Annotated in this window: 11 protein-coding genes; 4 read left to right on the top strand and 7 right to left on the bottom strand. The window is 62.5% G+C overall.

Annotated features, from left to right (window positions below; translation table 11 throughout):
• From AC4CWF_RS02725 to AC4CWF_RS02710, 4 genes are read left to right on the top strand one after another with little or no spacing between them, the layout of a single operon-like run.
• On the top strand, positions 1-996 hold the full coding sequence (locus AC4CWF_RS02725; protein WP_491283600.1) for an ABC transporter ATP-binding protein: 996 nt from the start codon (positions 1-3) through the stop codon (positions 994-996).
• A complete protein-coding gene (locus AC4CWF_RS02720; RefSeq protein WP_491283599.1) occupies positions 993-1,973 on the top strand; it encodes an ABC transporter ATP-binding protein in 981 nt (326 codons plus the stop codon). Before AC4CWF_RS02725 ends, AC4CWF_RS02720 begins: the two co-directional genes overlap by 4 nt.
• A gap of 11 nt (positions 1,974-1,984) precedes the next feature.
• Positions 1,985-4,336, top strand: a complete 2,352-nt coding sequence (locus AC4CWF_RS02715; RefSeq protein WP_491283598.1) for a penicillin acylase family protein — start codon at positions 1,985-1,987, stop codon at positions 4,334-4,336.
• A 7-nt stretch (positions 4,337-4,343) separates the two neighbouring features.
• Entirely contained in the window at positions 4,344-5,504 is a 1,161-nt protein-coding gene (locus AC4CWF_RS02710; protein WP_491283597.1) for a M20 family metallopeptidase, read from the top strand.
• A 294-nt stretch (positions 5,505-5,798) separates the two neighbouring features.
• Here AC4CWF_RS02710 and AC4CWF_RS02705 read toward each other — a convergent pair whose 3' ends face one another.
• Genes AC4CWF_RS02705 through AC4CWF_RS02675 form a run of 7 tightly spaced genes read right to left on the bottom strand, consistent with a single transcriptional unit; the run spans position 5,799 to position 13,166 of the window.
• Positions 5,799-6,437, bottom strand: coding sequence for an SRPBCC family protein (locus tag AC4CWF_RS02705; RefSeq protein WP_491283596.1), 639 nt, complete (start codon positions 6,435-6,437; stop codon positions 5,799-5,801).
• Between the two features lie 19 nt (positions 6,438-6,456).
• Positions 6,457-7,275, bottom strand: coding sequence for an XdhC family protein (locus AC4CWF_RS02700; RefSeq protein ID WP_491283595.1), 819 nt, complete (start codon positions 7,273-7,275; stop codon positions 6,457-6,459).
• Between the two features lie 2 nt (positions 7,276-7,277).
• Complete coding sequence (locus AC4CWF_RS02695) at positions 7,278-8,465, bottom strand: vWA domain-containing protein (RefSeq protein ID WP_491283594.1); 1,188 nt, start codon at positions 8,463-8,465, stop codon at positions 7,278-7,280.
• Position 8,466: 1 nt separating this feature from the next.
• Positions 8,467-9,348, bottom strand: coding sequence for an AAA family ATPase (locus AC4CWF_RS02690; RefSeq protein WP_491283593.1), 882 nt, complete (start codon positions 9,346-9,348; stop codon positions 8,467-8,469).
• 14 nt (positions 9,349-9,362) lie between these two features.
• On the bottom strand, positions 9,363-11,792 hold the full coding sequence (locus tag AC4CWF_RS02685; RefSeq protein ID WP_491283592.1) for an aerobic carbon-monoxide dehydrogenase large subunit: 2,430 nt from the start codon (positions 11,790-11,792) through the stop codon (positions 9,363-9,365).
• Positions 11,789-12,289, bottom strand: coding sequence for a (2Fe-2S)-binding protein (locus AC4CWF_RS02680; RefSeq protein WP_491283591.1), 501 nt, complete (start codon positions 12,287-12,289; stop codon positions 11,789-11,791). The genes AC4CWF_RS02685 and AC4CWF_RS02680 overlap by 4 nt, the downstream gene beginning before the upstream one ends.
• Positions 12,290-12,299: 10 nt before the next feature.
• Positions 12,300-13,166 carry an FAD binding domain-containing protein gene (locus AC4CWF_RS02675; RefSeq protein ID WP_491283590.1) on the bottom strand — a complete coding sequence of 289 codons (867 nt, stop codon included), beginning with the start codon at positions 13,164-13,166 and terminating at the stop codon, positions 12,300-12,302.
• Positions 13,167-13,196 lie beyond the last annotated feature (30 nt).

Here is a 13,196-nt window from a genome sequence, read left to right as displayed (position 1 = left end):
ATGGAGACGGACCCACGCCCGCTGCTGTCGGTTGACGACCTGACCATCGAGATCGGCGGCGCCAATGTTGTCGACGGCATATCGTTTACCGTGGCACCGGGAAAGGTGATGGCGCTGGTCGGTGAATCCGGCTGCGGCAAGTCACTCACGTCCTATGCCCTGCTCGGCCTGCTGCCGCCGGCAGCACGCCGGTCCGGCGGAACCATACACCTCGGCGACCGGGAGCTTACGGCCCTGTCCGAGCGTGCGTTCCGCAAGGCGCGCGGCAAGGAAATCTCGATCATCTTCCAGGAGCCGAGCGCATCGCTCGATCCACTGACGACGGTCGGAGCCCAGATCGCTGCCGCCTACCGGACACATCACAAGGTGTCGCGCGCAGAAGCCTACGCCAAGGCGCGCCAGATGCTTGAAGATGTCGGCATTCCCGATCCCGACCGACGGCTGCATCAGTATCCGTTCGAGTTGTCGGGCGGCATGTGCCAGCGCATCATGATCTCGATTGCGCTGATCTGCAGCCCGCGCGTGCTGGTGGCCGACGAGCCGACGACGGCGCTCGACGTCACCATCCAGGCCCAGATCCTGGACCTCATGAAGAAACTCGTGGCGGACCGCGACACGGCCATCGTCATCATCACCCATGACATGGGCGTCGTCGCTGATATCGCTGACGATGTGGCGGTGATGTATGCCGGACGCATTGCCGAGATCGCGCCGGTCCATGCCCTGTTCGAAAAGCCAAGGCATCCCTATACCGCACTCCTGCTCGCCAGCGTCCCGAAACTCAGCGATGCGCCGAAGGCGGATCTCGCGACGATCGAGGGTCGCGTGCCGACGCCGAACGAATTTAATGCCGGCTGTCGCTTTGCAGACCGCTGTCCGCTGGCAACCGAACGCTGCCGAGCAGAACAGCCGCCGCTGTTCGATTGCGGTGGCGGTCATCGCTCCGCCTGTTGGCACATCGACCGCATGGCCGAGATCCATGGGAGGACCGCATGACCGAAAACCTGCACAATGTTCTGGAACTGCGGGATGTCGCCGTTCATTTCGGTGGCCGCGGCGGGCTTCTAGGCTCGTCAGGAGCGGTGGTGAAAGCCGTCAACGGCGTTGACCTCGAGATCAGGAGAGCCGAGACGGTTGCCCTTGTCGGGGAGTCGGGCTGTGGAAAGTCGACGCTCTCCAACACCATCGTCGGCTTGCAGGCGCCGGTGTCGGGAAGCGTCAAGATCAGCGGCGAGGAAGTGGTCGGCGCCGACCGTCGCAAGCTCAACGACATCAGGCGCAAGGTGCAGATGATCTTTCAGGATCCGGCCCTGTCGCTCGACCCGCGCTCGACCATCGGGGCCACCATCGGCGAGCCGCTGATCGTTCGCGGCATTGCACGCGGCAAGGCGCTGAAAGAGCGCGTGGCGGAACTGTTGACGCAGGTCGGTCTGAGGCCCGAACATGCCGACCGCTATCCCCACCAGTTTTCGGGCGGCCAGCGCCAGCGCGTGGTGATCGCGCGGGCTTTGGCGCTGGAGCCGGACCTGCTGATCTGCGACGAGCCGGTTTCGGCGCTGGATGTTTCCGTGCGCGCGCAGATCCTCAACCTGCTCGTGGCCCTGCAGCAGCGCATGGGCGTCTCCTACCTCTTCGTCTCCCACGATTTGAGCGTCGTGCGCCATATCTGCGACCGGGTGGTGGTGATGTATCTCGGCCGCTTTGTGGAAATTGCCGACCGCGACACCTTTTTTGCCGATCCCAAACATCCCTATACCCGCGCGCTGATGTCGGCGGTGCCGGAGGCCGATCCGACGGTGCAGCGGAGCAGACAGCGTTTCATCCTGCAGGGCGAACTGCCGAGCCCGGCGAATATTCCCTCCGGCTGCGCCTTTCACACGCGCTGTCCGCTCGCGACGGAGATCTGCTCGCAGGTGCGCCCCGAACTGACATCGCGCGCCGATGGCGCCCGCGTCGCCTGCCACCATGCCTGAAGAGAGATGTCATGACCGATAGCGCCACCGAGGAAACCATCCGGCTTGCCGGGCTGCAGGACGAAGCCGAGATCCGCGTTGATCGCTGGGGCATCCCGCATATCCGTGCGGCGAACGAGGCGGATCTGTTTTTCCTGCAAGGCTTCAATGCGGCGCGCGACCGGCTGTGGCAACTCGACCTCTGGCGCAAGCGCGGCCTTGGCCTGCTGGCTGCCGATTTCGGCCCGGGCTATCTCGCGCAGGATCATGCCGCGCGGCATTTCCTCTATCGCGGCGACATGGCAGCGGAATGGCTCGCCTATGCCGATGACACGCAGGCGATCTGCACCGCCTTTGCCGATGGGTTGAACGCCTATATCGCGCTCTGCAGCCACGAGCCGGAGCGCCTGCCGCCGGAATTTGCCGTGTTCGGCACGCGGCCCGCCCGCTGGCAGCCGGAGGATGTGGTGCGTATCCGCAGCCATGCGCTCACCCGCAACGGCGTCTCGGAAATCCTGCGCGCCAATGTCATGGCGATGGCGGATGCGCAAACGGATCTCCTGCGGTTCGAGCTGGACCCGCCGGTGGAATCGAAGCTGGCGGACGGGCTGTCATTTGCGGATATTCCGTTGGAGGCGGTGCGGCTGTTCAAGCTTGCGACAGCGCCGGTCACCTTTGAAAAGGCTCGGCTCGCCGCCGGCCTTGCCGATGTCTGGGCCTGGACGGAGGTGACGGATCTCGGTGAGATCGTGCAGCGTAGCGCCGAGGAAGGGTCCAACAACTGGGCCGTCCATGGCTGGCGCACCGAAAGCGGCCGGCCGATCCTCGCCAGCGATCCGCACCGCGCTCATGCGGTGCCCTCGCTCCGCTATCTCGTTCACCTGGAAGCGCCTGATCTCAACGTCATCGGAACTGGCGAACCGAATGCGCCGGGCGTCTCAATTGGCCACAACGACCGCACCGCTTTCGGCCTGACGATTTTCGGCGCCGACCAGGAAGATATCTACGTTTACGAGACACGGGAAGGCGAACCGGATTTCTATCGTCACGGCGATGGCTGGGAAAAGATCGAGCGGATCGAACAGGCCTTTGCAGTCAAGGGTTTTGACCCGCAGGTGCTGACGCTCTCGTTCACCCGTCACGGGCCGGTGTTGCTTGAAGATCAAAACCGCTGCCGTACTGTTGCCATGCGCACCGTCTGGCATTCGCCGGGGGCGGCCGCCTATCTCGGCAGCCTGTCCTATATGCGCAGCGCCTCGACGCAGGCCTTTGCGAATAGCCTTGGCCATTGGGGCACGCCGTCGGTCAATCATGTCAGCGCCGATGTCGAAGGCAATATCGGCTGGTTCACCGCCGGCTTCACGCCGGTGAGGCATAACTGGCAGGGCCTGCTGCCCGTGCCCGGCGACGGAAGCCATGAGTGGGACGGCTTTCTGGCGCCGGAGGAACTGCCGCGCAGTGTCAACCCCGCCGCCGGTTACGTCGCCTCTGCCAACGAGATGAACCTGCCCGCAGGTCGGGATGCCGCAGCCCCTTCCATCGGGCATGAATGGGCCGAAGGCAGCCGGGCAAGGCGTATCAAAGCCGTGCTCGCCGCCGACCGCAGCCATACGCTGGCGGCGTCGATGGCGCTCCAGACCGATGTCTATTCGCGCCCCGCCGAGATCATCGTTACCCTTCTGAAGGAAATCGCGCCCGCAGCGCCGCTCGATAGCCTCCAGCTGTTCGATGACTGGGACTTTCATCTCAAAGCCGGCAGTGCTGCGGCCGCACTCTTCGAAGTCTGGTGGATGAAGCACCTGCGGCCCGGCCTCCTCGCCCGTTTTGCGCCGGATCAGGCTGTGCGCCAGCTTCTGCTCCCCGGGGATTTCGACCGGCTTCTCACCCTGCTCCAGACGCCCGAACAGTTCTTAAGCCGTCATGAGCGGGATGCGCTGATGCTCTCGACGCTTGCAAAAGGCTTCGAGGATTGCGCCACGCGTCTCGGTCCAGATACCTCCGCATGGCGCTGGGGCGACCTGCACCGGGCGCTCTTCGAACATGCCGCGAGCCGCGTCAAGCCTGCGACCGAGGCCGAATGGAATGTCGGGCCGCTCGCCGTCGGCGGCAGCCGCTCGACCCCCATGCACGCGGCCTATCGCTTAAGCGATTTCGGCGTGAATGCCGGGGCCTCGGTGCGGCTCGTCATGGACGTCGGGTCCTGGGACAACAGCATCTGCGTCAATACACCCGGCCAGTCCGGCGATCCACGCTCTCCCCATTATGCCGATCTCTCCGGGCCATGGTCGCGCGGAGACTATGTGCCGTTGCTTTACAGCCGTGAAAGGGTGGATGCGGAGACGACCCACCTGATCCGGCTTTTCCCTGCCGCAGACAAGGAGTGATAGTGGGATGACCCTTTCCATCAAGACGGATGACATTGATCTCGCAGCACTCCTTGAAGAACTTCGCCTCTGGGTGGAGATGGAAACGCCGAGCAGCGATGCCGCAGCCGTCAACCGTCTGGCCGATCGCGTCGAACTTCTGGCCCGCGACGCACACTTTTCAGTCGAACGGACAACCGGCACGCTCGGCTTCGGTGACATCATTGCTGTGCGCACACCGCGGCCAGAGCGCTACAACGGCCGGAGCATTCTGATCCTTGCGCATATCGACACCGTGCATGCGACCGGCACCATAAGCGGCAAACTGCCGTTTCGCCAGGACGGCGACCGGCTGTATGGCCCCGGCATCTACGACATGAAGGCCGGCGTTCTGATGGCCTTGGAGGCGATGAAACTTGCGACGAAGAGGGGCCACGCCCTGCCGGTCGACCTGCTGATCGTCCCGGATGAGGAAGTGGGCTCGAAAAGTTCTCGCCCGATGATCGAGGAATTTGCCCGCAATGCGGCTTATGCGCTGGTTGTCGAGCCGGCGCGGGACGGCGGCAAGATCGTTACCGCCCGCAAGGGCGTTGCCATGTTCGACATCACGGTTCGTGGTCGCGCCGCGCATGCGGGCGTGCGCCCGCTCGACGGACGTTCCGCCATCCGCGCGGCAGCCCGCCTGGTTCTGGAGCTTGAAGCTCTGAACGATCCGGCGCGCGGCATCACGGTTACCACCGGCACCATTCAAGGCGGCACGGGCCGCAACACCATTCCGGCCGAATGCCGGCTTCAGCTGGATCTGCGGCTTCCCGATATTGCGATAGCTGTCGAGATCATGGACAAGATCCGGGCGATGACCCCGGTTGATCCCGATATTACCTTCGAGATTTCAGGCGACCTCAACCGACCGCCCTTTGCCCAAAGCCAAGCAGGAGCCAGGCTTTTTGACGAGGCGGCGAAGATCGCAGCCGAACTCGGCATCATGCTGGAGGGGATGGCGACAGGCGGTGGTTCGGACGGCAATTTTACCGCCGCGCTCGGCGTGCCGACCCTGGACGGGCTTGGAGCCGATGGCGCGGGAGCCCATACGTTCGACGAACATATCCTTGTCAGCAGCTTGGCGCCCCGCACGGCCCTGCTCGCCAACCTGATATCATTGCTGGACAGCAACTGCGCCGCGCCTTGACCTGGATGGGCCGTGAATGACGTTGCAGCCAGAAGCCTTGGTCAGTCGCGCAACCATCCGCGTTTCGATCAATTATCTTGCGATAATCAGGCGGGTGCGTGGACGATACCCGGTCGGAAACTGCCCTTCTCGCAAGCAGCAGCGCTCCGGCGGGTAACGCAATGTAGACAGGTGGCGGGCGTCGAGACTCCGAATACATGCACCGGCGGCTCGACGTCCCTTAGGAGGCGGATGGAAACAGAAACTCCACCGCCACACGGCAGAACGATTTCCATGAACGGCGAAACAACCGCGTTACAGCACAGCGCCAGACGCACAGATCGAGAACATCACCGTGTCGTTCGCCATGGCGGAATGATTGCCGGTGATACAGCACAGGCCTGGCGTCAGGGCGAGGATGACAAAGGCCGTTGCACTGGTGCCGAGGATGCGGCTCATCCAGCCTTTGCTGGCCGGCTCCTCCGCAGATGCCTCGACGACAGGTTCCTCGATGGCAGGCGGCTTGCCGACAACCGCACCGAATTTCGCAAAAAAATCGCCGGCAAGTTTCTTCGCCGTGCTGTCGATCAACCTGCTGCCCATCTGTGCCAGCTTGCCGCCGATTTCGGCAGTGACCGTATAGTTGAGGATCGTTGCCTCGCCATCCGGTTCGAGCGTGACCTTGGCTCCACCCTTGGCGAAACCGGCCATGCCGCCTGATCCCTCGCCGGAGATCGTATAGCCGTTCGGCGGATCGAGATCGGACAGCGTGACATTTCCGGCAAAGCTTGCCTTGACCGGGCCGATGCGCAGCGTGACCTTGGCGACCATCTCGGTTTCGGACGTCTTTTCGATCGACTCGCAACCGGGTATGCACTGGCGCAAGATGTCGACATCGTTCAGGCCCGCGTACACTGCTTCGCGCGACGCCTCGATGCGTTGTGATCCGTTCATGTCCATGACTGTCCTCCCTTTATGCGTTTCTTTGGCCGCGCCGACGGATCTCGATCATTTCCGCCACGATTGAAAAGGCAATTTCATCCGGTGTGATGGAGCCGAGATCGAGACCTGCCGGCGAGCGCATGTCATCCATCGACCTGGCATCGAGCCCGGCCGCTTCCAGATCCCGTCTCAGCGAAGCAAATTTCTTGCGTGAGCCGACAAAACCGGTGTAGCGCGTCGGTACGTCAAGTACGGCCTTCAGCGCGGCGCCGTCGCCACGCCCCTGGGTCGCAATGACGATAAAGCCATGCGGCGAGCCGTCGTTCGGCAGGTCGAAACCATCGACCATCCGGTCGGCGATGCTAAAAGCCGTATGATCGGCCAGCGGCGCACAGACCGTAACAAAGAAGCCCATACGACGGGCAATATCGGCAAGCGCCGCGGCTACCGGAGAGGCGCCCAGAATGGTAAGCTGCGGGCGCGGCAGGACAGGTTCGACGAACACATCCATCGTGCCCTGGCTCGGGCACATGTTGCGGGCGTAGAACACGCCGTCTCTGGTATCTCCGGGCTTCACCTGCTGCACATGGAGTAGATCTTCCGGCTGGATGCTGACCAGCCGAGGCTGACCGTCGCGGATGGCCTCACCCGCAGCCTTCAGCACGGCGCCACGGGCGCAACCGCCGCCGATCCAGCCGGCCGACATGCTTCCGTCTGCCAACACCACAGCCTTGGCACCCGCCTTGGCCGCCGTGACGGAGACGGTGCGGACAACCGTTGCAATCGCAAAGGGCTCCCCACGCGCCTTGGTCTGACTGACCAGATCGAGAATGTCGTAAGCTTCCTGCATGCTCAGATCCTCGCCAGATAGGGTTCGAGCGCCTTCAGGCTCTCAAGGTTATGCGCCGGGGCGAAGAGATCGATAAAAGGAAGCGCTGCCTTCATGCCTGCCGCCTCCGGGGCATAATCCTGCCAGCCGATCATCGGATTCAGCCATGCAATGCGCCGGCACCGCCTGCGCAGCGCCCGCATCTCTTCGCCCAGTCGTTCTGCTGGTCCCGTGTCATAACCGTCCGACACGATCATCACGCAGGTTCGCGAATGGATGCAGCGTTTCGCATGCCATTTATTGAAGGTTGCAAGGCTTTCGCCGATGCGGGTCCCGCCGCCCGTGCCCTGCCCCATCAGCGCCATGCGCTCGACGGCGCGCTGCGGATCGCGCTCCCGAAGCGCCGGCGAGATATGAACGAGCCGCGTATGAAAGAGGAACGCCTCGGCCTCTCGAAAAGCGTCGAGCATGCCATGCATGAAGCGCAGGAACACCGCCGAGTAGAGGCTCATCGATCCGGAGCCGTCGAGAACTACAACCAGCCGCAACGGCTTTTCCCGGCGCTTTCGGAACACCAGCTGCATCGGCGTGCCGCCATTGGCAATGCTCTTGTGGATCGTGCGTCTGAGATCGAGCCGCTGGCCTTGGCGCCGTGCCCGCATGCGCCGCGTGATGCGCGCGCGCATCGCAAGCGCAAAGCGCTCAGCAAGGTGGTGCGCCTCGGCGAGATCGTCCGGATGCGTCAGGTGCCGGAAGTCGGTCTTTCCCATGAACTCGGCGCGGGATGCTCCCTCACGCCGGGTTTCACCCGTCTCAACCGCATCCGCACCCTCGCCACGCTGCACATGATCGGCGTGTTCCTGGAGGCCCTGGCCGCGCGCAGCGGATGAGGCGGCCTGCACCCCGTCCGGAGCCTTTTGCGGCGCGCCCGACATCCGCGTGGCCGATTTCATCCCCCGCTTCAGCCAGAAGGCATCGAAAATCTCGTCGAACTTCGTCCAGTCCGAATGCCGGCTGCAAAACAGCGATCGGAGTGACGGACGAAGCCGCGACGGACGGCTTGCGCTGTCCCCGCTCATCACCGTCAGCGCATCACGATATTCCGCAAGACCGACGACAAAGCCATTGTCGCGCAGCGTGGCGGCAAAGCCAGCAAGCTTTGTGCGCATCAATTCGCCCAGGTCAGGCTCGGCCTTTCTCAGCGCGCTCATGTCACGCCACCTTTCCGAGCAGCCGCTCGGTGACCTGACGCGTCATGCGCGCCTTGTCCTCGGCCGTCTTGATCAGGCACATCAGCGTGTCGTGTACCGCTTCGGGCTCGTCGTGCAGGTGCCGTATATCCAGGCCGGCAAGCGTTGCGGCCCAATCGAGCGTTTCGGCAACACCCGGCGTCTTGCGCAGATCTTCCTTGCGGATGAGGCCGACCATGCCGGCGATCTGCAGCGCCAGCGCCGCATCGATGCCAGGCAGTCGTGACAGGATGATCCGCGCTTCGCGATCGACATCGGGAAAATCGACATAGTGGTATAGGCACCGCCGACGCAGGGCGTCCGACAGTTCGCGGGTGCCATTGGAGGTCAGAATGACCCGCGGAATGGTCGTCGCCGTCACCGTCCCGAGTTCGGGGATCGACACCTGGAAATCCGACAGAAGCTCAAGCAGAAAAGCCTCGAACTCCTCGTCTGCCCGATCCACCTCATCGATCAGGAGAACCGGTGCCTTTGCCTGCCGTATGGCGGATAGAAGCGGCCTTTCCAGCAGATATTTCTGCGAGAATATATGCTCCTCGACGGCATCGGCATCCGACCCCTCGCGCGCCTTGATGGCCAGCAACTGCCGCTGGTAATTCCATTCATAGAGGGCCGAACTCTGGTCCAACCCTTCATAACATTGCAGCCGGATCAGCTTGGTATCGTGTGCGAGCGCCAAGGCGCGCGCAACCTCCGTCTTGCCGACACCTGCCTCGCCTTCCAGAAGCAGCGGCCGTGACAGGCTGTCCATCAGCCATAACGCAGTCGAGAGGTCGCGATCAGGAACATACCCGACCGCGGCCATCTGCGTGGCAATTCTCTCCTGTGGAAGTTTCACTGCCATCGACCGATCCAGCCTTATCCGTGCAACCCGAGACGTTCGCCCACCTTCCAAAGCCGCCAGGCATCGTGCGGCATCTGGATATGACCGGCATCGAGGAAGGCATAGGCGTCGTTGACCGCATTGGAGAAACACGGAACGCCGCCGACATGCGGGCTTTCACCGACGCCCTTGGCACCGATCGGATGGTGCGGCGATGGCGTCACCGTAAAGTCCGTTTCCCACTTCGGCGTCTCGACGGCGGTCGGCAGGAAGAAGTCCATGAAGGACGCCCCCATGACATTGCCCATCTCGTCGTAGCGGATCTCCTGGCCCATGGCACAGGCGAAGGCTTCCGTCAGCCCTCCATGCACCTGCCCCTCGATGATCATCGGATTGATGCGCGTGCCGCAATCATCAAGCGCATAGAAGCGCCGCGTCTTGGCAACGCCCGTATCCACGTCGATATCCATGATGCAGAAATAGGCGCCGAACGGGTAGGTCATGTTCGGCGGCTCGTAATAGTTGACCGCCTCCAGACCCGGCTCGAGGTTCGGCGGCGGGGCGTTGTAGGCCGACCAGGCGATCTCCTTCATCGTCTTGAACTTCTCCGGCAGGCCCTTGACGCGGAAGCGGTCGATATCCCATTCCAGGTCGCCCTCATGCACTTCCAGCATATGGGCAGCGATCATCTGTGCCTTGGCCTTGATCTTGCGGGCCGCCACAGCAGTTGCAGCGCCGGCGACCGGGGTCGAACGGGAGCCATAGGTACCGAGACCATAGGGTGCGGTATCGGTATTGCCCTCCTCGATCATGATGTCATCGGCGGGAATGCCGAGTTCGGTGGCGATGATCTGGGCATAGGTTGTTTCGTGCCCCTGCCCCTGGCTTTTGGTGCCCATGCGGGCAATCACCGAGCCGGTCGGATGGATGCGGATCTCTGCGGAATCGAACATCGCGATACCCAGAATATCGCAGTTCTTGGCAGGTCCGGCACCGACAATTTCCGTGAAGAACGAAATACCGATACCCATAAGTTCGCGCGTTTCGCCGCGTTTGAAAGCCTCGCGCTTTTCCGCCTGCTCTGCACGCAAGGCGGTGTAGCCGATGGCATCCATCGCCTTCTTCATGGCGGTGTGGTAATCGCCGCTGTCATATTCCCAGCCGAGCGCCGAGTGGTAGGGAAACTGCTCGGCCTTGATAAAATTTTTGATCCGCAGTTCGGCCGCATCCATGCCGAGTTTCTGGGCCAGAACTTCGATGGCGCGCTCGATGGCAAACACCGCCTCCGTCACCCGGAACGAACAGCGATAGGCGACACCGCCTGACGCCTTGTTGGTATAGACACCATCGACGGCCAGATGTGCGACCGGGATGTCATAAGAGCCCGTGCAGATGTTCATGAAACCGGCCGGCCATTTGGACGGGTCGGCGCAGGCATCGAAGGCGCCGTGATCGGCCAGCACATGCACGCGCATGCCGAGGATCTTGCCCTGCTTTGTGGCGGCAAGTTCCGTGGTCATGTGATAGTCGCGGGCAAAGGATGTGGTGGAGAGGTTCTCCATCCGGTCTTCCACCCATTTGACCGGCACGCCCAGCACGATCGATCCGACGACAGAGCAGACATAACCGGCATAGGCGCCAACCTTATTGCCGAATCCGCCGCCGATATCGGGCGCGATCACATGGATCTTGTGTTCCGGCAGGCCCGAAATCAGCGAGACAACCGTGCGGATGACATGCGGGGCCTGGAACGTGCCCCAGAGCGTCAGTTCGCCCTTGACCTTGTCGAACGAGGCAACCGACTGGCAAGTCTCCAGCGGCGACGGATGGGTGCGATGGTCGACCAGCATTTCCTTGATCGTCACATCGGCATTGGCAAAAACGTCGTCGGTTGCCTGCTTATCGCCGATCTGCCATTCGAAGATGTGGTTGGCATGTTTGCGCGGCCCGTGGGCGCCGACCATCTTATCCTGGATATCCTCGCGCAGGATCGGCGCATCCGGCAGCATCGCCTTGAACGGGTCAACGATGCAGGGCAGCGCTTCATAAACGACATCCACGAGTTCGGTCGCATCAGAGGCGATGTAGCGGTCCTCGGCAATGACGAAGGCGACTTCCTGGTTCTGGAACAGCACCTTGTGCTCGGCCAGAACTGCCTGGACGTCACCGGCAAGCGTCGGCATGTAATGCAGGCCAAGCGGTTTCAGATCAGCCGCCGTCAGGACCGCAATCACCCCCGGCAGGGCTTTGGCGCGCGATGTGTCGATGCTGACGATGCGGGCATGCGCATGCGGCGAGCGGACAAAATCGCCGAACAACATGCCCGGCAGTTTCAGGTCGTCGACATAGGAGCCCTTGCCTTGCGTGAAACGGATGTCCTCGACGCGCTTGCGCTTGCACCCCATGCCCTGCAGCTTTTCGGTCCGCTCGGCGCGATCGATGTCAATCTTGACTTGCTCGTTCATTCCGCGGCCTCCTGAAACGGTGTTCCATTGATCTTGGCCGCCGCATACTGGATGGCCTTGACGATGTTCACATAGCCGGTGCAACGACAGAGATTGCCGGCGATGCCGTAGCGAATTTCCTCTTCGGTCGGATTGGCGTTTTCCTGAAGCAGGCGATGGGCGCGCAAGATCATGCCCGGCGTACAATATCCGCACTGCAGTCCATGCATCATCCGGAAGCCTTCCTGAAGCGCGCTGAGCGTTCCGTCGGCATTGGCGACACCTTCAATCGTGGTGATGCTGGCGCCATCGGCCTGGACTGCGAAAGTCATGCAGCTCTTCACCGACATGTCGTCCATGTCGACCGTGCAGGCGCCGCAATGGCCGGTGTCGCAGCCGATATGGGCACCCGTGAGGTTTTGCTGCTCCCGCAGGAAATGGATCAGAAGAGTGCGCGGCTCGACGAGAGCCTCGACAGCCTTGCCATTGATCGTGACCTTGATATGTGACTTTGTCATTGTTTCCCCCTCAGACCGTGGCGCGGACGCGTGCCCGCTCAAGCGCGCGGCGCAGCATGATACCGGCCATCTTCGTGCGGTATTCGGCAGGACCGCGCATGTCGGACGCTGGGTTGGTGATCGCCTCGGCCGCGGCAATTGCCGCATTGACGGTTGCTGCATCGAGCGTACTGCCAATCAGAATGCCAGCCGCCTCGGATGCCCAGAGCGGCGTTTCCGACACATTCGTCAGGCCGATGGATGCGCTGGTGCAGGTGCCATCCGCCATGGTGATGACCACCGCCGCCGCCGCCGTTGCGTAGTCTCCCACCTTGCGCTTGAGCTTTTCATAACCGTAACCATGACCGGCCGGTGGGATCGGAATGCGGATCTCGGTGAGGATCTCACCGGGCTCCAAAGCGGTCTCATAGGCACCCACATAGAAATCCCGAGCCGGCACCTCACGGTTGCCACTGGCGCCGGTCAGTTGGTAGCTGGCTCCGAGACACTGCATCAGCGCCGGCATGTCATTGCCCGGATCACCATTGGCACAATTGCCGCCGATCGTGCCCTTGTAGCGGATCTGCGGGTCGGCGATGACGAGGGCTGTCTCGCGCAGGATTGGGACGAGGTCTGCGAGCAAGCTGCTGGTGATGACCGAATGCTGCGTTGTCATCGCCCCGACGATGACATCATCGCCCACCACTTCAATACGACGCAGTCCCTCGATTGCGGCAAGGTCGACCAGATGCTCGGGCGCTGACAGCCGTGTCTTCATCAACGGTATCAGACTGTGACCGCCGGCAAGCGGCCGCGCATCCTCGCCGAGTTGCAGCAGCAGCGCGACAGCGCTTTCGACCGTTGTCGGCCGATGGTAATCGAAGGTCCCTGGTATCATCCGTCGCTCCTCCCAAAGCTTCGTGTCGAA

This window comes from Neorhizobium sp. PAMB6630, assembly GCF_058242775.1.
This window is presented reverse-complemented; position numbering and strand designations above follow the sequence as displayed.